At 65.7% G+C, this 21,031-nt stretch carries 22 protein-coding genes; 5 read left to right on the top strand and 17 right to left on the bottom strand.

Going from position 1 to position 21,031, the window contains the following annotated elements:
* Positions 1 to 189: 189 nt before the first annotated feature.
* A complete protein-coding gene (locus tag AAC050_RS11670) occupies positions 190 to 1,491 on the top strand; it encodes an MFS transporter (protein WP_339915262.1) in 1,302 nt (433 codons plus the stop codon).
* A gap of 56 nt (positions 1,492 to 1,547) precedes the next feature.
* Positions 1,548 to 1,997, top strand: a complete 450-nt coding sequence (locus AAC050_RS11665) for an SRPBCC domain-containing protein (protein WP_339915261.1) — start codon at positions 1,548 to 1,550, stop codon at positions 1,995 to 1,997.
* A gap of 51 nt (positions 1,998 to 2,048) precedes the next feature.
* Here the strand turns inward: AAC050_RS11665 and AAC050_RS11660 are convergent, their stop codons facing one another.
* From AAC050_RS11660 to AAC050_RS11615, 10 genes are all read right to left on the bottom strand, one after another.
* On the bottom strand, positions 2,049 to 3,020 hold the full coding sequence (locus tag AAC050_RS11660; RefSeq protein ID WP_339915260.1) for a type II secretion system F family protein: 972 nt from the start codon (positions 3,018 to 3,020) through the stop codon (positions 2,049 to 2,051).
* Positions 3,021 to 3,038: 18 nt separating this feature from the next.
* Positions 3,039 to 4,013, bottom strand: coding sequence for a type II secretion system F family protein (locus AAC050_RS11655; RefSeq protein WP_339915259.1), 975 nt, complete (start codon positions 4,011 to 4,013; stop codon positions 3,039 to 3,041).
* Between the two features lie 5 nt (positions 4,014 to 4,018).
* Positions 4,019 to 5,518 carry a CpaF family protein gene (locus AAC050_RS11650; protein ID WP_339915258.1) on the bottom strand — a complete coding sequence of 500 codons (1,500 nt, stop codon included), beginning with the start codon at positions 5,516 to 5,518 and terminating at the stop codon, positions 4,019 to 4,021.
* A 137-nt stretch (positions 5,519 to 5,655) separates the two neighbouring features.
* Positions 5,656 to 7,158 carry an AAA family ATPase gene (locus AAC050_RS11645; RefSeq protein ID WP_339915257.1) on the bottom strand — a complete coding sequence of 501 codons (1,503 nt, stop codon included), beginning with the start codon at positions 7,156 to 7,158 and terminating at the stop codon, positions 5,656 to 5,658.
* A gap of 5 nt (positions 7,159 to 7,163) precedes the next feature.
* Entirely contained in the window at positions 7,164 to 7,856 is a 693-nt protein-coding gene (locus AAC050_RS11640; RefSeq protein ID WP_339915256.1) for a CpaD family pilus assembly protein, read from the bottom strand.
* An 8-nt stretch (positions 7,857 to 7,864) separates the two neighbouring features.
* Positions 7,865 to 9,289, bottom strand: a complete 1,425-nt coding sequence (locus AAC050_RS11635; protein WP_339915255.1) for a type II and III secretion system protein family protein — start codon at positions 9,287 to 9,289, stop codon at positions 7,865 to 7,867.
* Positions 9,286 to 10,188 carry a Flp pilus assembly protein CpaB gene (cpaB, locus tag AAC050_RS11630; RefSeq protein ID WP_339915254.1) on the bottom strand — a complete coding sequence of 301 codons (903 nt, stop codon included), beginning with the start codon at positions 10,186 to 10,188 and terminating at the stop codon, positions 9,286 to 9,288. Before cpaB ends, AAC050_RS11635 begins: the two co-directional genes overlap by 4 nt.
* A gap of 120 nt (positions 10,189 to 10,308) precedes the next feature.
* Positions 10,309 to 10,824, bottom strand: a complete 516-nt coding sequence (locus tag AAC050_RS11625; RefSeq protein WP_339915253.1) for a prepilin peptidase — start codon at positions 10,822 to 10,824, stop codon at positions 10,309 to 10,311.
* Positions 10,825 to 10,936: 112 nt separating this feature from the next.
* Positions 10,937 to 11,116, bottom strand: coding sequence for a Flp family type IVb pilin (locus tag AAC050_RS11620; protein ID WP_339915252.1), 180 nt, complete (start codon positions 11,114 to 11,116; stop codon positions 10,937 to 10,939).
* Positions 11,117 to 11,336: 220 nt separating this feature from the next.
* Positions 11,337 to 11,516 carry a Flp family type IVb pilin gene (locus tag AAC050_RS11615; RefSeq protein ID WP_339915251.1) on the bottom strand — a complete coding sequence of 60 codons (180 nt, stop codon included), beginning with the start codon at positions 11,514 to 11,516 and terminating at the stop codon, positions 11,337 to 11,339.
* Positions 11,517 to 11,773: 257 nt separating this feature from the next.
* On the opposite strand from AAC050_RS11615, the gene AAC050_RS11610 reads away from it, so the two are divergent.
* From AAC050_RS11610 to AAC050_RS11600, 3 genes are read left to right on the top strand one after another with little or no spacing between them, the layout of a single operon-like run.
* Complete coding sequence (locus AAC050_RS11610) at positions 11,774 to 12,184, top strand: pilus assembly protein N-terminal domain-containing protein (protein ID WP_339915250.1); 411 nt, start codon at positions 11,774 to 11,776, stop codon at positions 12,182 to 12,184.
* Entirely contained in the window at positions 12,148 to 12,762 is a 615-nt protein-coding gene (locus AAC050_RS11605) for a TadE/TadG family type IV pilus assembly protein (RefSeq protein ID WP_339915249.1), read from the top strand. Before AAC050_RS11610 ends, AAC050_RS11605 begins: the two co-directional genes overlap by 37 nt.
* Complete coding sequence (locus AAC050_RS11600) at positions 12,762 to 13,307, top strand: TadE/TadG family type IV pilus assembly protein (RefSeq protein WP_339915248.1); 546 nt, start codon at positions 12,762 to 12,764, stop codon at positions 13,305 to 13,307. Before AAC050_RS11605 ends, AAC050_RS11600 begins: the two co-directional genes overlap by 1 nt.
* Here AAC050_RS11600 and AAC050_RS11595 read toward each other — a convergent pair.
* The 7 genes from AAC050_RS11595 to AAC050_RS11565 all read right to left on the bottom strand — a co-directional run bounded on the left by AAC050_RS11595 (position 13,295) and on the right by AAC050_RS11565 (position 20,905).
* Positions 13,295 to 14,611: an anthranilate synthase component I family protein gene (locus tag AAC050_RS11595; protein ID WP_339915247.1), complete on the bottom strand. Its 1,317-nt coding sequence runs from the start codon at positions 14,609 to 14,611 to the stop codon at positions 13,295 to 13,297. The two genes, AAC050_RS11600 and AAC050_RS11595, sit on opposite strands and share 13 nt — an antisense overlap.
* Positions 14,608 to 15,387, bottom strand: coding sequence for a tyrosine-protein phosphatase (locus AAC050_RS11590; RefSeq protein ID WP_339915246.1), 780 nt, complete (start codon positions 15,385 to 15,387; stop codon positions 14,608 to 14,610). Before AAC050_RS11590 ends, AAC050_RS11595 begins: the two co-directional genes overlap by 4 nt.
* Positions 15,388 to 15,430: 43 nt before the next feature.
* Complete coding sequence (locus tag AAC050_RS11585) at positions 15,431 to 15,748, bottom strand: transcriptional regulator (RefSeq protein ID WP_339915245.1); 318 nt, start codon at positions 15,746 to 15,748, stop codon at positions 15,431 to 15,433.
* Positions 15,748 to 16,374 carry a hypothetical protein gene (locus tag AAC050_RS11580; protein WP_339915244.1) on the bottom strand — a complete coding sequence of 209 codons (627 nt, stop codon included), beginning with the start codon at positions 16,372 to 16,374 and terminating at the stop codon, positions 15,748 to 15,750. Before AAC050_RS11580 ends, AAC050_RS11585 begins: the two co-directional genes overlap by 1 nt.
* 58 nt (positions 16,375 to 16,432) lie before the next feature.
* Complete coding sequence (locus AAC050_RS11575; RefSeq protein ID WP_339915243.1) at positions 16,433 to 17,878, bottom strand: AMP nucleosidase; 1,446 nt, start codon at positions 17,876 to 17,878, stop codon at positions 16,433 to 16,435.
* A gap of 58 nt (positions 17,879 to 17,936) precedes the next feature.
* On the bottom strand, positions 17,937 to 18,794 hold the full coding sequence (locus tag AAC050_RS11570; protein ID WP_339915242.1) for an alpha/beta hydrolase: 858 nt from the start codon (positions 18,792 to 18,794) through the stop codon (positions 17,937 to 17,939).
* A gap of 68 nt (positions 18,795 to 18,862) precedes the next feature.
* Positions 18,863 to 20,905 (bottom strand): AsmA family protein, encoded by a 2,043-nt coding sequence (locus AAC050_RS11565; RefSeq protein ID WP_339915241.1) that lies wholly within the window; start codon positions 20,903 to 20,905, stop codon positions 18,863 to 18,865.
* Between the last annotated feature and the right edge of the window lie 126 nt (positions 20,906 to 21,031).

The raw sequence follows: 21,031 nt of genomic DNA, 5'->3' as shown, positions 1-21,031 counted from the left end.
GCCCATCAGCAGACTCGCCCTCGCCGAGGACAACCTGTTGAGGCTCCACAGCTAGCCGTTGCGGGCTCTTGTGCAAGGCCGGCGAAACACCGATCTTGCCACCATGGCCCTCAAGACCACGGACACCCGATGGCAGGACGTGGTTCCGGTCTGTCGCAAATACTCAAAGACGCTCGCCGGCGGGTCGGAATGAACCCGAAATCCCCGGCCTTTCTGATCCTGTTCTCCGTCAGCCTGATCGCGGCTGCGGGCAATATGGGTCTGCAGTCGGTGCTGCCTGCGATCGGTCGGGAATTCGGACTGGCCGACACCCTGGTCGCCGCCGCCTTTGCCGTCTCGGCCCTGATGTGGACCCTGGCTTCGCCGTTCTGGGCCCGACTGTCGGACAGTCTGGGTCGCAAGCGCGTCATCATGATCGGCCTGGCCGGCTTCACCGTGTCGATGACCGGCTTCGGTCTGGCCGCGACCTCGGGGCTGGAAGGCTGGCTCGGGGTCGGCGTCGCCTTCGTGCTGATGGTCCTGGCCCGCACCGTCTACGGCCTGTTCGGCTCGGCCGCGCCGATCGCCTCCCAGGCCTATGTGGCCGATCGTACCGCACCGGCGGAACGGACCCAGGCCATGTCGCTGCTGGCCTCGGCCCAGGGACTGGGCACGGTGATCGGACCGGTTCTGGCCCCCCTGTTCGTTCTCCCCCTGATCGGGCTGGCCGGTCCCATGTATGCCTTCGCCGCCATGGCGGCGGTCGTGCTGGTCCTGGTCTGGCGGCGTCTGCCCAGCGGCGAGGTCGTGCGTGTACCCTCACCCAGCGGCAAACCGCGACACGCCGGCAAGGGCCTGTGGAAGGACCCGCGGCTGCGCGGTTTCCTGCTGTACGGCCTGCTGGTGACCGGGGCCCAGGCCATCAACATCTCCGTGCTGGGCTTTCACATCATCGATGAGCTGACCACGACCGGCATGACCACCGGCGCGACCCAGCCCTTCATCGGCCTGGCCATGTTCGCCGGGGCCACCGGCACCCTGATGGTGCAGTGGGGACTGATCCCCCTGCTGAAACTGCAGCCGCGCCAGCTGATGCAATGGGGCGCGGTGCTGGCATTGCTGGGCAATCTGATGAGCATCACCACGCCCGGTTATTTCGGCGTGGTGGTCGGCTATGCGGTGGTTTCCATGGGGGTCGGCTTCGCGCGCCCGGGCTTTACCGCCGGGGCCTCCCTCGCCGTCGACGGCCACGAACAGGGGGCCGTCGCGGGTCTGATGATGTCGATCGCCGGCCTCAGCTTTCTCGGCCCGCCGGTGATCGGGGTGGCCCTGTATCAGCTGGCCGTGCCAGCCCCGTTCGTGGCCAATGCACTGTTGCTGGCCGGAGCCACCGCCATCGTCTTCCTCAGTCGCCAGCTGCGCGACGCGGTGGTGGACCTGCCGGATCGCGACGAAAGTCCCTCGCCCGAGACCCCGCCCGCCTCCCAGCCGGGGCCCGAGGGCAACCGCTAGGTCCGGCCTGACCAGAACGACTTCCTTCCCGGCAAAAGCCGTGCGAAACCCCGACCATGGACTCCGCCAAAATCGAAAAACGCGTCGGTGTGAACGCGACCAGCGAACGCATCTGGGAAATCCTGTCGGACCTGCCCGGCTGGAACCGCTGGAATGCGGTCGAGACCGACCTGGAAGGGACGATCGGCTTCAGTAGTCAGATCACCCTGAGCGAAGGCATCGACGGTCTGCCCGGCCGTCGCCCGACCGTGCGCGTCGGCGACTGGCAGCCCTACGCCCAGCTGATCTGGACCGAAAAGCGCGGCTGGGCCTTCAACGTCGTTCGCTATTTCGAGATCGAGGAGCTGGAGGCCGGCAGCTGCATCGTCGCCAACGGCTTCATCTTCACCGGTCTGCGCGGCGAGCTGTTCCACGACAAACACCGCAAGGCCCTGCGCGCGGCCTGCGAGTCCGTGGCCGAAGGCCTGCGACGCGAGGCTCTGTCCGGCGATTTCGCTCCAGTTTGAATCTGGACCATTTTCTGGATCCAGGTCGAGTCGACCTGAATCCAAAATGGTCTAGCCGCCCTTGGCCATCGTGTCCTGGATGTTGATGATCGCCGGGGTCAGGATGACGATGAACAGCACGGGCAGGAAGAACAGGATCATCGGCACCGTCAGCTTGGCCGGCAGGGCCGCGGCCTTTTTCTCGGCTGCCGACAGGCGCAGGTCACGGTTTTCCTTGGCCATGGTCCGCAAGGCTGTGCCCAGCGGCGTGCCGTAGGTTTCGGCCTGGGTCATGGCCGTGGCCACCGACCGGACGCCCGGATGGTTGGTGCGCTTGGCCAGTCCCTCATAGGCCATGCGCCGGTCCGGCAGATAGCTCAGCTCGGCCGACAGCAGGGTCAGCTCCTCGGCGAGGTCGATCGACGAGCCGCCGATTTCCTGACTGACCTTCTGGATCGCGGCCTCGATCGACATGCCGGCCTCAACGCAGATCAGCAGGAGGTCGAGCGCGTCGGGAAACGCCTGCATGATCGAGGTGCGACGCTGCGATATCCGGTTCGAGATGAACATGTTCGGGGCATAGAAGCCGGCCAGGGCCGAAGCCATGACAGCCGTCACCCGGGTCATGGTCGGCAGACCGAAATCGTTGAACACGAACAGATAGAAGGCCGTCATCGCCAGAAAGACGAACGGCATGGAAAAGCGGAAGAAATAGAAGGTCGTCAGCGGTTTGGGGCCTCGATACCCGGCCTGGGCCATCTGCTCGGCGACCTTGGGGTCTTCCAGAAGCTTGGTCAGGTTCAGCCGTTCGACCACCCGCTTCTTGAAGCCCTCGTCATTGTGGCGCAGCCCCCCGGGTCCGGTCGACATGGTCTGGCGCGAACGACGCTTCATCTCTTCGCGGCTCTGCGCCACGGCCTTCATCCGGTTCTCCAGCTTGGCCCCGCCGCCGAACGAATCCATCAGGGTGACCAGCGTCGCGAACACGGCGATCGCAACGCCGACGCTGAGCAGATTTTGCGGGTTGGTGAAAAACTGGATCATGACGGGTTCAATGGCTCATCAGAATTTGAACGCGATCATCTTCTTCATCACGAAGATGCCGAAGCCCATCATCGCCACCGCCACGAACAGCATGAATTGGCCCCGGGGGTCGGTGAACAACACCATCATGTAGGCCGGCGTCGTCAGGGTCACGAGAGTCATCACCGCCGGTGGCAGCGAGCCGATGATCCCGGCCGAGGCTGTGGCCTCTGACGACAGGGCCTTGATCTTCTCGCCCATCATCCGCCGCGCGCGCAGTACGGCCGACAGGTTGGACAGGGCTTCGGCCAGATTACCGCCGGTCTTCTGCTGGATGGCGATGACGATAGAGAAGAATTTCAGCTCCGGCGTCGGCATACGCTCGAACATCTTGTCCAGCGCCTGGGGCAGGGTCAGGCCGACGCCCATCCCCTCGACCAGATGCTGGAATTCCGGCCCCAACGGCGCGGGACTTTCGCGCGCGATGATCTTGAAACAGTCATGAACCGGCAGGCCCGACTTGATACCCCGAACGATGACGTCGACGGCATTGGCGAATTCGGCCGAGAATTTCTTCATCCGGCGTTTGCCGAGGAAACCGACAACCCAGCGCGGCAGGCCCAGACCGAAGATCACGGCGACCCCGAGGGCGATCAGCGGATTCATGCCGAACAGCAACGACATCAGCAGGGCGGTGACCCCGATGCCGGCGCTGACGATCCAGAAGGTGCGGATATTCATCTTCAGGCCGGCGTGCTTCAACTTGGCCGCCATGGTCATGCGGGCCTTGCGTTCCTTGCGCTCGTGATCCTGCAGCTGAATCATGATTTGCTTGCGCCGGGCTTCGGGCGTATTGGCCGCCGCGCCCCCCTTGCGGGCGTTCGCGACCTTGGGACCGCCAAACCCCTGGGCCCGTTTGACCGCCTCGGCACTGGAATCGTCGCCGCCGACGAAGGCCCAGCCGAGACCGCCTATGGTGACGAAAGCCAGAATGGCGGCGAGGATCGGCAGCATCGTCCCTACTCCGCCGCGTCGAGGGCTTCCGCCAGCTCGCGCTCCAGCCCGTAATAACGGGCGCGGTCCCAGAAGCGGGGACGGGCGATGCCGGTCGAACGGTGCCGTCCGACGATCTTGCCGTTCTCGTCCTCGCCGGTGATTTCGTAGACGAACAGGTCCTGGGTCACGATCACATCGCCTTCGAGGCCCACGACCTCGGTGATGTGGGTGATGCGCCGCGAGCCGTCGCGCAGGCGGGCGGCCTGGATGATGACATCGACCGAGCCGACAATCATCTCGCGGATAGTCTTGGACGGCAGGCCATAGCCGCCCATGGTGATCATCGACTCCATCCGGCTGATGGCCTCGCGGGGGCTGTTGGCGTGCAGCGTGCCCATCGAGCCGTCGTGGCCGGTGTTCATCGCCTGCAACAGGTCGAAGGCTTCCGGGCCACGCACCTCACCGACGATGATCCGCTCGGGACGCATGCGCAGGCAGTTCTTGACCAGATCGCGCATGGTGATCATGCCCTGGCCCTCGAGGTTGGGCGGCCGGGTCTCCAGCCGCACCACATGCGGCTGCTGCAGCTGCAGTTCGGCCGCGTCCTCGCAGGTGATGACCCGCTCGGTCGGATCGATGAAGGCGGTCAGGGTGTTGAGCAGAGTCGTCTTGCCCGAGCCGGTACCGCCCGAGATCACCAGATTACAGCGCGAGGCCCCGATGACGCCGAGCACGCGCGCCCCTTCGGGACTGATGGAGTTGAACTCCACCAGATTGCGCATGGTCAGCTTGTCTTTCTTGAATTTCCGGATCGTCAGGGTCGCGCCGTCGATCGCCAGCGGCGGGGCGATAACGTTAACGCGCGAACCATCAGGCAGACGGGCGTCGCAGATCGGTGAACTCTCATCCACGCGGCGGCCGACCTGGGATACGATCCGCTGGCAGATGTTCATCAGCTGGGTGTTGTCGCGGAAGCGGACATTGGTCAGCTGGACCTTGCCGTTGACCTCGATGAAGACCCGACCGGCCCCGTTGACCATGATGTCGGCGATGTCGTCACGGGCCAGCAGCGGCTCCAGCGGCCCATAGCCGAGGACATCGTTGACGATGTCCTGGACCAGGTGCTCCTGCTCGGCCACCGACATGGAGACGTTCTTGATCGCTACCAGTTCGGCGACGATGTCGCGGATCTCTTCCGACGCGGCCTTGGTATCGAGCTGAGCCAGCTGGGCCAGGTCGATGGTGTTCATCAACGCATTGAAGATGGTGGTCTTCGTGGCGTGGTAATAGTCAGATTGCTCGCGGACGATCTCGACCGCCTGGGCTTTCTTGAGCTGTTCGAACCCGGCGGTGGACTTGGGCCCAGGCCCGGCGGCCTTGGGCTCGGTCTTGGCTTCGGGCCGCGCGCGGGCGGCCAGGGCATCGAGACGGTCGGCCGCCGGAGAGGCCGGTCGCGCGGCATGAGCAGCGGCGGCGGTCGCGGTCGCCTGAACGGCCAGCACGTCATCGCTGTCTGCATCCATGGCGAAGGGATCGTCCTGCTCGGCGTCCGCCGGCTGGGTCGTAGGTCCCGATTTCTGGGCCGCAGTCGCAGCTTTCCGGGGTGCGGGAGCACCGGGGCCGGGTTGTGCTGTGCGTTTTCCGAACACCCTGTTACCCGTCAGCGCTTCTTGAACATTTTGCCGAACAGCGAACCGGACTTGCCCGAACCGCTCTTGCCCCGCGGACCGGCGATGACCGGCAGCTCGCGGTTCGAGACGATCTGGGCCAGGGTCTGGAAGGCCTCGGCCGCCTTGGACTTGGCCCCGGCGTCCAGAATCATCTGACCGTTATTGGCTGCCGTGCCGAAGGTCTTGGGATCGAACGGAATGATCAGGCTGGGATGCACACCCAGGGCCGTGCCGAAATCCTTGGCCGGGATTTCCGGCCGGCCCGGCACGCCGACCTGATTGAGCACCAGCCGGGGCGGGGCGTCATTGGGGCGACCGTTGCGGATCAGGTCGATCATGTTCTTGGCGTTACGCAATGACGCCAGGTCCGGGGTGGCGACCATCACCACCTCATCGGCAGAGATCAGGCTGCGGCGCATCCAGGCGTTCCAGGTATGCGGCAGGTCCAGAATGACGAAAGGGGCGGTCGAGCGGATGCGGGTGGTGACCTCCTCGAACGCTTCCGGGCTGATGTCCCAGTCCGTGTCCAGCGTCGCCGGAGCGGCGAACAGACTCAGCTTGTCGGTACAGCGAACCATCATCCGGTCCAGCAGCACGGAATCGAGCCGGTCAGGCTGACCGAGGGCGTCGGCCACACCGCTGAGCGGGTCCTGGTTGAAGTCCAGCCCGGCGGTCCCGAACGGCAAGTCATAGTCGACGATGACGGTGTTGGCACCGATCCGCTCGCTCATTGCATAGGCGGTATTGTGCGCCACCGACGAAGCCCCGGCTCCGCCGCGGGCTCCAACGAAGGCGATCGAGCGGCCGACAAAGGGCTGGGCCGGGTCATTGAACAGGCCGCCGATGGCCGAGATCAGCTGCAGCGGCTGGATCGGGGCCACCAGATATTCGCTGACCCCGCGGCGCATGAGCTCGCGGAACAGCAGGATGTCGTTGGTCGCACCGATGACCACGACCTTGGTGCCGGAGTCACAGACCTCGGCCAGGGTATCCACCTCGTGCAGCAGGGTCTGCGGATCCTGCAGGCATTCGACGATGATCAGGGGCGGGGTCGGTTCGTGACGATAGGCCTCGACGGCCGCCGCCGCACCGCCGATGCGGATCTGGGTGGTGGCCCGCGACAGACGGCGGTCCTGACCGGCCCGTTCGGCTGCGGCCAGCGTATCCTGACGCTCGGCGAAGACGTGGATGGCGATCCGCGGGACAGATACCTCACCGATGCCCGGACCGACCCCGACCGGGACCGGCGCTGAAAAGGCAGCCGAGGCCCCCGCGACCAGATCTCCGACGGGATTGAAGCCTGCGGCCGGACCCTCGGCGGCGTCCTCGGACACGACACTGGCCGGAGCCATGAATTGCAGCGGCTGCCGGGATGAGGCGTCAGCCTCGATCACGGGCGCATCGGCACCGTCGGCGTCGGTGACAAAGTCCATTTCGAGATCGAACTCGTCGTCGACGGGGTCGAAGGGATGGGGAGCGGACACACTGGTCATGGGGTCTATTCCACCGCTCGGGCGATGCGACCGGCGACCAGCGAATCCTGTGGCGCGGACGTGGTCTGGCCACTGCGATAGTTGTCGAACACCACCGCTGCGCGACCGGAGTCGGCGGGACTCATCGGACGTGCCGCCATGATGTCGCGCGGGTCGGCAATCTGCGCCGCCATATTGGCGGTAATGGCACAGCCCAGCCCGGCGGAGCTCTGGTTCGAGAAACGTCCCCCCATGTCGCCGCCTTCGTTGGCGCAAACAGGGACGTGGGCCCGGATGGTCTCAAACCCGGCCAGCACCGGTGCCCTCGGATCCGGCGCGGTATAGGCGGCGACCTGGATGCGGTCACCCGGAACACCGGCCTGTTCCAGGGCGGTGCGAACGCCCCAGGCGGCTTCGCCGGCAACAGGATCGTCGCCCGAAGGAGCCTCAACGCGAATGACGGCGGCTCCTGAAGCACCGAAACGGGCGGCCAGGTCACGCAGGGCGGCGTGTTGCGGTCCCGACAGACCGGTCTCGTGGACCGCCAGGGCGATACGGTCGAGGCCGGGCTCGACCTGCAACGAATATCGCGAGAGCGGCGTCAGCGGCGCGGGCTGTGCGCCCATCGACATGTCGGCACAGCCGGACAGGGCCAGGCTGGCCGCAAGGACGGTGCCGGCGACGGCGGAAACGGTCAGGCGAGGACGGGCGCTGGTCACGGGATTCCTCATTCGATCACATAGCCCACAGGGCCCTGCCAGCCGGTCCGGGGCGAGGTGCTTACCTCTCCGGTCGGGCGGCTGTAATTCTGGTTGAGCTGGCCGAACAGCAGGGTCTGGGCGTCGTTGGCGACCTGCAGGCCGTCAGCGGGGGTCTGCAGGCGACCGGGCGAGGTCGGGGAGACGATATAGGCCTCAACGATGATCACCAGTTCGGTCTCGCCCGACAGATAGTCGCGCGACCGGAACAGGGCTCCCAGGATGGGCAGATCGCCGACGCCGGGCAGTTGGTCAATGTTCTGACGGGTGTCCTCGCGCAGCAGGCCGGCGATCATCAGCGAACCGCCCGACGGCAGTTCCACCGTGCTCGAGGCGCGACGCACATTGAGCGCCGGGACCACCAGGGCATTGGGGCCGGTACCGCCCAGGGTGAAGGCCCCCGAGGTGGTCAGCTCGGACACTTCGGTCGACAGCTGCAGCGAGATACGGCCCTGCGACAGAACGATCGGCCGGAAGGCCAGCCGTACGCCATAGGGTTTGAACTCGACCGTGACATTGCCGTCCTTGTCGCGGCCGACGGGCACGGGGAACTCGCCCCCGGCCAGGAATTCGGCGTTTTCGCCGTTGACCGAGGTCAGGTTGGGCTCGGCCAGGATGCGCACCAGTCCGGCGCGTTCAAAGGCGCGCAGGGTTCCGGCCAGTGAGTTTCCGTTACCGGCATTGTCCGCATAGGTGGCGATCCCACCACCCAGCTGGCTGCCTGAAACGCCGAAGGTGGCGCTCTGGGCGAAGGTCAGACCGTCGGCGACATTGTTCAGAACGGCGTTGACGTCGAGACCCAGCTGTTTGATGGCGGTGCGCTGCACCTCGACCACACGGGCCTTGACCATGACCTGGTCCGACCCGGCGATGGTCATCATGTTCAGCACCTTCTCGGGAGCCGACACGAAGGCGCGGGCGATCTGGGTCACCCGATCCGCCTCGCCGGGACTGTTGACCGCTCCGGTCAGGATAATGCTGTCATTGACCGCTTCCGCACGCACGCCGGATCCCGGCAACACACGGTTCAGCGTGTCCTGAAGGGCGGACACCCCGGCATCGACCCGGATCCGCAGCGACAGGATGGTGCGACCCGTGGCATCCAGAATGACGGCGTCCGTCTCACCCGGCTGCAGACCGATGATGGTGATGCGCCGCGGTGAATGCAGCATGGCCTCGGCCACCGCCGGATTGGGCACGATCACATCGCGCGCATCACTGGGCAGGTCGATGGCCATCGACGAGCCGCGCGGCAGATTGATCAACTGGGGCGCAGCCCCCATGGCGACGGTCGAACGGCTCTGGGCCACGGCCGGGCCGGGCGCGACACTGCCGAGGGCCAGCAGCGCCGTGCAGGCAACGACGGCGAAACGGGTCAGGGTCAGGGATTTCATTGGACCACCACCACTTCCGGGGTGCCGCCACGATAGATACGGACAGCTGATGACTGGCGGGTTGCCGGAGCCACCCGGCCGGACGGTCCGGCAGTGTCGGCATAGGATCTCAGCACCAGTGACAATTCACCCTCGGACTTGGCCAGGGCCAGGGCCTCGGCGTCGCGCGACCCGAGTTCCAGGGTGGCGGTCGCCCCGACCACGGCCTGGGCGTCTTCACCGGCCCGGGTCGACTGGTCGATGGCCAGAACCTTGACGTTCTGCATCACAATCGAGGAGGAAAATTTGGACCGGTCGCTATCCTGCGACCCCATGTTGGCCATGTTGGTTTCGCGCGTCATCAATACATCGACCCGGTCGCCGGGCAGGATGAAGCCGCCGGCGGCAGTCTCGACCGTGACGCGGATGGCCATGGCCCGCATGCCGGGTTCCAGATAGGCGGCCATATAGCCGCTGTCGCCGGCCCGGACGATCTTGCGACCAACAATCGGCTCTCCGGCCAGAATGGGTTCACGGACCACCGAACCGATATAGTCGGACTTGGCACCGCCGGTGGCGAGATCAGTCGCGGCACGGGCGACACTGGCTACGGCACCCTCGGGCTTTTCAACAACCGGACGGTCAGAACCGGGCAGGGCCACGGTACCGTCGGTAATGAACATGGGATTGACCTCGTCGACGGGCCAGTCCTTCCAGGCCATGTCGGCATCGGCCAGCCTCTTGCCGGGCTCGAGATCGCGCGCGGCGACCAGCACCTTGGCCATCGGACGGGTGTCGACCACGGCCGCGGCCGAGGCAACAGCCGTCGGCGCGCCGGACCCCATGGCCCGAACGACCAGGGCCAGGCCGATCGCCGAGACGGCGGCAATACAGATTACGACGATACGGGCAGGCTTCATCGACGGGCTCCGGCGGACGCGACCGGATACGGATCAGAGTCCGCTCCTGTCAGTAATGACCATGACGGTCGCGGGTTAACGTGCCCCTAAGCTGGTAAACGCCTGTCCTGTGCTGCGCTTTCACAGTCCCCGCGCAAACAGCTCCAGAAGGGGACTCGACGGATAGGCCATCAGGGCACCGGCCGCGATGGCGACGCCGTAGGGAATATCGCCCCGGGGTTCCATCAACTGGACCACCCAGCCGGGAGCCCCCAACAGATAGGGTCTGGAATAGAAGCGGGCGAAGATCAGAACCAGACAGAACAGGCCACCCATCACGCCGGTCCACAGCAGGAACATGCCCGCACCGGTCACACCCAGCCACAAACATGAGGCCGCGATCAGCTTGGCGTCCCCGCCGCCGATCCAGCGCAGGGCGAACATCCCCGCCCCGATAAACAGGGCAGCGACAGCCACCCCGACATGGGCGGCGATCGCCATCGGGGCCAGGCCGACCGCCAGGGCCGCCGGAAAGAAGGCGACGATCAGGGTTCCCGAAATCCAGTTCGGGATAGTCATGCTGATCAGGTCCTTCAGCCCGGCGGTGATCGCCAGGGCTGGTAGAATGCTCAACAGGGTCAGGGTCAGGGCGTCCATGCCGCATTGCTGCAGCACCGCCGGTTAAGGCGGAGTTTCAGGTCCCGGACAACAGGAAGACCGGAGCGTTGCCGCCCCGGCCTCCTGGTTTCACGACGGCTTGTCGGTGCCGTTAGGCGCCGGCGGTACCGCCCATGCCCGTAACCACGGCATTGAACTTGTCCTTGATCGTCGCGCCCAGTGCGGTCACGGCCGAAATGATAACAACGGCGATCAGGGCGGCGATCAGGCCATATTCAATGGCCGTGGCACCGGACTCATCATTCATAAAACGCGAAACGAAATTGGTCATCTGAACTTTTCCTTAGGTCGAGGCGATACGGGCAACTGGCGGAGAAGGCCGGTAGCCCGCCTGACCCCAATAAGCAGGTCCACCATCGGCGAAGGGGGTTAAGGCGGCGTCGTCAGGAATGGTTATTGAATGTTTACTGTAAATCGAGGTCATCTGAATACAGAAAGGGCCGGGGCGTTTCCGCCCCGGCCCTTCCGGTTTCAAGATGGCCCTGGCCCGGTTAGGCGCCGGCAGTACCACCCATGCCGGTCACGACGGCATTGAACTTGCTCTTGATCGTCGAGCCCAGTGCGGTCACGGCCGAAATGATAACAACGGCGATCAGGGCGGCGATCAGGCCATATTCAATGGCCGTGGCACCGGACTCATCATTCATAAAACGCGAAACGAACTTGGTCATTGTAAGTATCCTTCTTTAAGCGAGCAGTCGATTTCCACCAGGAGGGTCATCGGTTTGCCCGCTTGACCCCTATTTGCATGCTGACAATGCACCCTCTTGATTAAATTCGAGTAAAACTACCGGAGACCAACGATTATTTTATGTTGACGACGCGTTTACTATAAGAACACCCCCTTTTCAGGGTTTATTGAGGATTAGACGGCACCTTCGTGATCGCCGCCTCGCGCGCGCCCAGTTTAAAAGTGGAAGCCGCCGCCATGTCCCGACCCGTATTCCTTCGTCCCGCAGCCCTCCTGGCCGCCCTGGCTCTCACCGGCATTACCCTGCCGGGAACCGCCCTGGCCCAGTCCCGCCCCCTGAACGTCGAGATCGACCAGTCGACCCGGGTTCAGCTGAGCGGGCCCGCAGGATCCGTCATCGTCGGCAACCCCCTGATCGCCGATGTCACTGTCGTCGACGCCAATACCCTGTTCATCACCGGCAAGGGTTACGGGGTGACCGAAATCGTGGCCGTCGACACGATCGGGCGCACCGTATTCCAGAACCAGGTGGTGGTCTCCGCCGGCAGCGGTACCGGGCGGGTTCGCGTCTGGCGTGGCGGCACGGCAACCGAAATGGCCTGCGCCGCGTCATGCTCACCGTCGGTGCGCACGACCCCGGTGCCTTGATCAGCGATCCGGTCGCCGCCATGCCCTCAATTTTCCGCCTTCCCCGTGCCGGCATCCGTGGCAAGCGGCGGATCGGCTTCTGGCGCGCCCGCGACGGCTCGGCCGCAGTCGAGTTCGGCATGGTCGCCATGCCGTTCTTCTTCATCATTTTCGCGGTGCTGGAACTGGGCCTCGTGTTCGTGGTCGACTCGGTTCTCGAAAACGCCACCCTCGAGACAGCGCGTCTGATCCGGACCGGACAGGCCAAAAATTCGTCGATGACGGCCGCAGGATTCAAGCAGGATCTCTGCGGCCGGATGAGCATTTTTGCGGGAGACTGCGCCGCCCGTGCGACCGTCGATGTTCGCGAAATTCCCGGCTTTACCAGCCCCAATCCCCCGGACCCGATGGCCTCCGGAACCTTCCAGACCACAGAGCTCACCTACACCAACGGCGTGGCCGGCAGCATCATGCTGGTGCGGGTCTGGTATAAACACCCCCTGATAACGCCCTTCATGAATCAGGGTCTGTCACGGTTGAATGACGGCACGGCGATGCTGGTCGCCACGTCGGTGTTCCGCAACGAGCCCTTCAACTGATGGCCGCCCGCACCCGCAAGAGCCTGTTCGCCCGCCTCCGGGGAGATCTCCGGGGCGTTTCCGCCGTCGAGTTCGCGCTGCTGGCTCCGATCATGATCGCCTTCTATTTCGGCCTGGCTGAGTTCTGTCAGGGCTATATGGCGCAAAAACGCATGGGCCATGTCTCGGCGATGGTGGCCGATCTGGTCGCCCAGAGTGATACGATCTCGGGTACCCAGCTCGCTGACATTTTCAAGGTCGGCGATCTCATCATGAAGCCCTTCCCGGGGGCTCCGCTCCAGCAACGGGCATCCAGTCTGACGCGCGACACCAACGGCGTCGTCAAGGTCGACTGGAGCCGCGGTGCCGGCATGGCGGCGCGTATGACCGGCAGCACGGTGGTCGTTCCCGCCGGTCTGATCGCCAACGGCGAAAGCCTGATCATGACCGAGGCGACCTATGATTATGATTCACCGGTCGACTATCTGATGCCGCCCATCACCCGCTTCAGCCAGACCTACTATCTGCGACCGCGGACCGTCGACCGCATCACCTACACCAACTGATCGCCGGTCAGGGCTTCGCGCATGGCCCGGATCTTGGCCGTGGTTTCCTGCAGCTCGGCCTCCGGATCGCTGTCGGCGACGATGCCTGCTCCGGCCAGGGTCCGATAGGACCAGATACCGTCGCGTCGCACGAAGCCGGCGGTGCGGATCAACACCGAAGCGGTCAGGTCTCCGCTGTCATCGATCATGAACAATGAGCCGCACCAGGGCCCGCGCGGAGGTTCGTGCGCAGCGATCACCTTCATGGCCTGATGTTTGGGCGCTCCGGTGATCGAGCCGGGCGGAAAGCTCGCCTCCAGCAGGTCGGCGGGACCCAGGTCCACCCGCGCCTCGCCGCTGACGGTCGACACCAGATGATGCACGGTCGGGTGGGTTTCAACCTCGAACAGTCGCTCGACCCGCACCGAGCCGGGCCGGGCCGTGCGGGCCAGGTCGTTGCGCATCAGATCAACGATCATCAGATTCTCGGCCCGGTCCTTGGCGCTGGCTTCCAACTGGGTGACCAGAGCGGCGTCCCTCACGGGATCGGGGTCCCGTGGGCGCGTGCCCTTGATCGGCCGGGTCTCGATCCGGCGATTTGCGGCGTCGAGAGTCAGGAACAGTTCCGGCGAATTCGACACCAGGGCCCGGTCGCCCAAACGCCAGAATGCGCCATAGGCCGAGGCCCGGGACTCTGCCAGCCGGACCATCACGTCGAACGGGTCGGCCCCGGGCACCAACTCACCGGTCCAGGCCCGGGCGATATTGGCCTGAAACAGTTCACCGGCGGCGATACGTCCGATCACGTCGGCCACAGCGTCCCGATAGGTCTGGTCCGTCGTTTCCGCCCTGAATCCGGCGGCCGGAGCGGGCGGCGAGCCGCTCTCTACCCCGCTCCGCAGCCAGTCGCCGGCAGTGTCGGCTGCCGCTCGCGCCGCGGCGGCGTCAACGCCCCGGCCGATCGCCTGGACGGACTGCTGCTGATGGTCAAAGCGCAGCAGCGCCGGATAGCGGGCCAGCATCAGATCCGGCCAGACCTCGGCGCGCGCCCCGGTGGCCGGTCGGGCTCCGGCGTCATAGCTCATCAGGCCGACGACCCCGTTCGCGAACGGGGTTTGCCGCAGCCGGGCGAAAGGCGCGGCGTCCTCGACAGGGCCGACATAGGTCTGGTCCGGATCGGCCCCGACCCAGGACCAGCGCCCCAGCGGACCGCCATCCGACAGCAGGGCCAACGCCCCGTCCCGCCCCCTGAGACCGGCCGCCACCGACAGTGGATCGCACCATGGCAGGGTCCGCGCATCAACGACGCGGAGAACGTCGGTCATGTCATCAGGCGCGCGGTGATCCGGTCACGCAGGGCCCCGTCCACACCGAGCACTCGCTCGAGATAAGTCTCCAACGTGCCGCTGTCGGACTCGATGGCGGACAGCGCGGCTTCCAGATAGGCCGGCTCGACACCCAGAAAGGCGACCACAGCGTCATGCGACGGCGACCGACCGGTCATTTCGGCCATCTGCCGGGCGATGGCCGGGGCCCTTTGCTGCAGGTCGACAGCCGTATTGGTCAGCAGATAGTCGGCGATCATGTCATCGCGCCCGACGCCCAACAGTCGGTGGGTCAGGGCCGCCAGCAGCCCGGTGCGGTCCTTGCCGGCGGCACAGTGAATCAGCACCGCCCCCTCCGCCTGACCCAGAGCCTGAAAATAGCGGCGGAACAGATCGATATGGGCCGGTTCAAACGCCAGACGGCGATAGGTGGCGCTCATGAACCGCCGTCCCGACTCCTCGGTCAGATCACCCGACTTCAGAAAGGTGATGTGCGGGGCCTCGCCGCCGTCATCATGCTCACTCTCGATGAGCCGGCCGGTAAAGCCGGGGGGGCGACGCGACGGCTGTCTCCGACGTTCGCTGGGGCGGCGCAGGTCGACCACGGTCCCGATATCAAGCGCGCCCAGCTGCTGCAGGTCGGCTTCACTGGCGCGGGCATGGTGGGCCGAACGAAACAGCCGCCCAGCCCGTACCCGAGAGCCCGGCACGGCGTAATCACCATAGTCCCGGAAATTGTCGAGGGCATCAAAGCGGAGGAGGCGGGCGTCGGTCATCGCCCCTGCATAGACCAGTCCCGCACACTGTTGAAACTACCCGTTACGGGGCCGACTGGCCGTGGTTCCCGACCAGACCCGCCATGGCGTCAAGATAGGCCACGAACGCCTCGCGCCCCTTGTCGGTCATCTGTGCCCGGGTCACCGGCTTGCGCGCCTGAAAGCTCTTGCTCACTGCGACGAAGCCCGCCTCTTCCAGCTTGCGCAGATGCACCGAGAGATTGCCGTCCGTCGTCTGCAACCGGGCCTTCAGCTCGTTGAAGTTGGCGGACTCCGCCCCGGCCAGATAGGCCATAATGCCCAGACGAACGCGGCCGTGGATGACGTCGTCGATCTGACCGATATCGAAATCGTCCGCCATCAGACGATCTCCGACGGTTCCTGCCGCATCAGGATCAGCCCGGGAACCAGGGCAACCAGGAATAACACTGCGGTGAACACCAGATAGAGGCCTGCCCCGTCGGCGAACCAGCCGACGGCGATGGCTCCGGCGAAAGACAGCACGGCGACGGCCGTCATCCAGCGGACGCCCGTCATGGCCCCCGCGATCATCCAGGCTGAACCATAGGCGACGAAGACGACGATGGGCATGACGTCCATCACCGACCAGTCGCCCGTCTTGAGCCCCATGGCCATCAGCCCCAGCCAGGTGGCGAAGATGCCGATGCCGACCGCCGACCATGCGGCCCCCACCGCCCGGTTGCCGGCCGAGTTGCAGCCCGGCTTGCCCTTCATCCGACCGATCAACATCAACAGCGCCAGGGTGAACACCACACCCGCGCCGATCCAGAGCCAGAGCGGGGCCCATGGGCTGGCGGTGATCACGCCGCTGAGCAGGGCCCACTGACCCAGGTTGGCGATGCCGAAGACGAAGGCAGCGGTGACGAGTATCGGCCCCGCCAGCAGCGGTGCGTGTTTCCCCTCGTGGGCCAGAGCCCGCATATAGGCGATGTCCTCGTGGACGGTTTGCAGCGGGTCGTGGGTCATGGTCAGGCCTCCTGTTCATCCCGACCATGACACTTCCACTTTGTGACGTAAAGTACTTTTATCTGAACGGCGGCTCATCGAAGGCCCGCAGTTTGCGCGAATGCAGGCTGGTGCCCTCCTGACGCAGCAAGCCCACCGCGGCGATACCGATCTGCAGGTGTTCCGAGATCGACCCTTCGTAGAAACGATTGGCCTGACCGGGCAGCTTGATCTCGCCGTGCAACGGCTTGTCCGAAACGCACAACAGGGTCCCGTAGGGCACGCGGAAGCGGTAGCCCTGGGCGGCGATGGTGGCGCTCTCCATGTCGATGGCCACGGCCCGGCTCTGGTTGAAGCGCAGCGCCGATTTGGAATAGCGCAGCTCCCAGTTCCGGTCGTCGGTGGTCACCACCGTGCCGGTGCGCAGGCGGCGCTTGACCTCCTCGCCCGGCGCGCCGCTGACCGACTTGGCCGCGTCATAGAGGGCACGCTGCACCTCGGCGATCGACGGGATCGGAATGTCCGGCGGCAGCACCGCGTCCAGCACGTGATCATCGCGCAGATAGGCGTGGGCCAGAACATAATCGCCGATGGTCTGGCTGGGACGCAGCCCGCCACAGTGGCCGATCATCATCCAGGCGTGCGGCCGGGTCACGGCCAGATGGTCGGTGATGGTCTTGGCGTTGGACGGACCGACGCCGATATTGACGAGGGTGATCCCGGCCCAGCCCGGCGCGGTCAGGTGGTAGGCCGGCATCTGATGCTTGCGCCAGGCCGTATCCATGATGGCCAGCTCGGGATCGGCATTGTCCCGGGTGATGACCACGCCGCCGGCGCACGACAGGGTCTCATACGGGCTGTCCGGGTTCTTCAGCTGCTCGCAGGCCCAGCGCACGAACTCGTCGACATAGCGGTTGTAGTTGGTGAACAGGATGTAGGACTGGACGTCCTCGACCGGTGTCCCCGTATAGTGCCGCAGCCGGGCCAGTGAGAAGTCCGTCCTCAGTCCGTCGAACTGGGACAGCGGGAAGTCCTGGGTCGGGTCGAACAAGCCATCGGAAACCTCGTCACCGATGTTGGCCAGGTCCGTGGTCGGGAAATGGCGGGCGATCGCTGCGGTCATCGACCGGTCCAGCACCACATCGGACCCGTCCATCACATAAGGGAAGGGAATCTCCTGTTCCGAGGGCAGGACTTCGAACGTGGCCCCGTAGTCCTGTTCCAGCAGGGTCAGCTGCTCTTCCAGATAGGTGCGGAACAGATCCGGCCGGGTGACGGTGGTCGAATAGACGCCGGGCCGGGACAGGCGGGCGTAGGCGCGGATCGGCTGCAGGTCGGGGCGTTCTCCGAACCAGCTCACGCGGAGCGTAGGATAGGTGAATAGTCCCTTGGCCCGGGCTTCCGGCGAGGCGCGCTCGCCACCGGAGACAAAGCTTCGAACTGCGTCCCGCAGATTCGCGACCGATTGATTGTAGTGGGTTTCGAGGCGGTCCAATGCCGCCTGTGCTGTCATGGTTTCTGTCATGACCTCCTCTAGCGGAAGTTCGTGACCTTGGCGAGACGGTCAAGGTTGCCTCGACACCTCAACCCAGCTCGCGGCTGAAGAAGGCGCTGACGTCATCCAGCACAGGGGCCTTCCTCCGGAACAGCGGCGAGAAGGTCGCGATCAGGTCCGTATGGTTCAGCCCCGGATAGAGATGCGCCTCCGACCGCCCGCCCAGGGCCCGGATCCGGTCGTTCAGGATCACCGTGTCATCGTCGTGCACCACTGTATCGGCCGTGCCGTGGCCCAGCCACAGCGGCGGAGCGTCGGCCCGGGCGAAGGTCACGGGCTGGGTCAGGGTCGGATCGGGGGCGCGACCGAAGGCATTGACCGAGGCCGGTACGTCGAAGGGCAGGAAGTCATAGGGTCCGGCCAGGCCGGCGGCGGCCCGGATCAGGTCGGGCCGCTCCACCGCCGCCATATAGCGCCGGTCCAGGGTAATCATCATGGCCAGATGAGCTCCGGCCGAATGCCCCATCACACCCAGCCGTGCCGGATCCCCGCCGTAGCGGGCCGCCACCGCGCCCACCGCGGCCGTCGCCGCCGCCGCATCCTCGATAAAGGCGGGAAAGCGCGCCTGCGGCACCAGCCGGTAGTCCGGAATGGCCACGACGAACCCCTGCGCGGCCAGGGCCTGGGCCGCCCAGGCATAGACGGTCCGCGACCCCGAATCCCAGCCACCGCCGTAGAAGAACACCAACACCGGCCTGGGCCCACCAGCGGAACCGGTCGGCGCATGGATGTCGAACCGCTGCCGGGGATCGTCGCCATAGGACAGGCCCTGCGCGACCCGCCGCCCCCCCGGATCCCGCGGCCCGAGTGCGTTCATCAGGCCGAGAGGAGAACAGGCGGTGGCCAGCGCGCCGAGCGCGGGGGCGAATAGTCCTCTACGGGTCATGCGGTCTCGTCAGTCCATGGGTCAATGCGCCTAGATACGCATGAAACGCCAAAACGGCTCAACTCGCCCTATCGCGCACCGGCGATCAACGCGCCGCAGTTGGCGTCCTTGGCCAGGCCCGGGTCAATGAACGGCAAGACCGCCGCCAGCGGATTGACGAGGGCAGCGATCACGCCCGCCAGCCCGACCTGCCCGGCCACCGCCGCACCGTCGACCCCCAGCTTCGGCGCGATCAACGCCCCCCTGACCGTGATAGGGGCCCAGACGCGCAGCAGACGGGGCCGTTTGGTCTCCCCGTCGATGCGCAGGTTCAGGGTCTCGGCTCCGAGGTTGATGGTACCCGTGCCCTTGGCCACCACCACGTCCGTGTCGATGACGAAGGTCCTGGCCGTGGCCAGACCGCCGCTGACCGTGAAATCTGCCACCGCACAGCGAATGTCGGTCGTCGTGCGATCCCCCGACAGCAACAGGCTCAGTCCGCGCCCGACATTGATGCCCAGCAGCTCGGCGAAGGCCTTGCGGATCTGGCCATGAGGCACGACCAGACTGATCGTGCCCCTGGCGTTGGCCGCCAGAGCGTGGACCGAGGCCCCCGGCCCTTCCAGCCGGGCCCGGCCCAGCGTCTGTCCGGTCACTGTCGGGGCCCCGTTGCGGGCAGGGATAATCAACTCCAGCGGATAGCCGGACAGACGGAAATCGATCGTGCTGTACGGCATGTCCTTGCGGGCATCGATCCGCGCCGTGCCGTTCAGCTCACCCCGACTGAAGGTAAAGGCGACCGGATCCAGCTTCAGCACACCCCCGTCCAGCCCGGCGTCCAGCCGCACCCGGCGAATTTCCAGATCGTTGCGTTTCACCGACGCCGCGCGATAACTCAGCGTTCCATCCATCGCCCGCAGACGCTCCGTCTGCAGAGGGGCGTCCGGCAACAGGCGGCCAGGAATTCCCGAGGTCACCGTGGTACCACCGGCGTTGACCTGGGGCCGGGCCCCCAGCACCGTCATCAGGTCGGCGATATCCAGCGACTGCGAGCTCAGCGTGGCCTCGACCCGACGCCGGTCGCCGACCTTGTCGACCTTGATGTTCCCTGACAGATCCGACGAGCCGACCCGTCCGCTGAAGTCCTTGAACCGGAACAGGGTGCCGTCGCGGCTCAGCGCCCCGCTCAGGCGATAGCGCGGTGTATTGGGCAGGGTGATCCCGGTCAGCAGATACAGGTCCGCCAGGTCCCGCCCCTCCAGACTCAGGGTGGCGTTGAACTGACCCAGATCGAACGGGCGGGTGATCGCGCCATCGGCCTTGAGCCGGGAATTGACCCCGGCCAGTTCGGCGGTGAAGTCATAGGGACGGTCGCGGCGGATATTGATGAAGGGCCCTCCGCGTACGGTCAGGGTCAGGGGGGTGCCGTTTATGGTCCCGTCGCCCTGCAGATGAAATCCGGCCTGTTCGTCCGCCCCCTCGCGCGCGGTGACCGTCGCCTCCAGCTTCACATTGCGCCGCTGCTCGTCCAGCGACAGCTTACCGTCGGTGATGATCAGCCGCTGGATCGGCGGCAGCTTCAGCCCCCGACCGTCATCGGGCCGGTCGGGGTGCAGGGCCCAGCTGGTGCGGCCGTCCTTGTCGGCGATCAGCACCACCTGCGGCCGCACGATCGACAGCAGCGGCATCTCGATCTGGCCCGCGAACAGGCGCCGCATCCGCACCATCACCAGAAGGTCGTCGACCCGGACCGTGTCGCGCGCCAGCGCCCAGTCCGGCCCGCCGATACGCAGGTCACGCACCCGGGCAGACGGCGTCCAGCTGAACAGATTGACGTCGAGGTTCCCGTTCAGCTCGATCTCGCGCTCATAGGTGGTCGAGGCCCAGCGGCCGATGGGCCCGCGCAGCCAGTTCCAGTCGAACAACAGCAGGAACAGCACCACCGCCGCGACCAGCAGCAGGGCGATCGCGGCGGCCCATTTCTCGGCCGGGCCGGGTCTACGGAATGCGGTGTAGACCGGGTCATTGGCCCTGATCCAGTCGCGCCACTGGCCCGCGCGCGTACCGGCCGGCACCAGGATTTTTTCCCACAGGTTCGGCCAGTTCAGGGTGGAATTCAGGCGATCGGACAAGGCGGCGGTTCCGGATGAACCGTCGTAACGCTCCAGATCGCGACTCGGCACCATGAAGCCGCATCAAAACCCGGCGTGCGGGGTCGCCGGGCGACGACGGACAGCAAAAAGGGCGCGGCCGGAGAC

It is taken from the genome of uncultured Brevundimonas sp., assembly GCF_963974615.1.
In the GTDB taxonomy this organism is placed as follows: domain Bacteria; phylum Pseudomonadota; class Alphaproteobacteria; order Caulobacterales; family Caulobacteraceae; genus Brevundimonas.
Note: the sequence above shows the minus strand (reverse complement) of the source record. Positions and strands in the feature narration are given on the sequence as shown.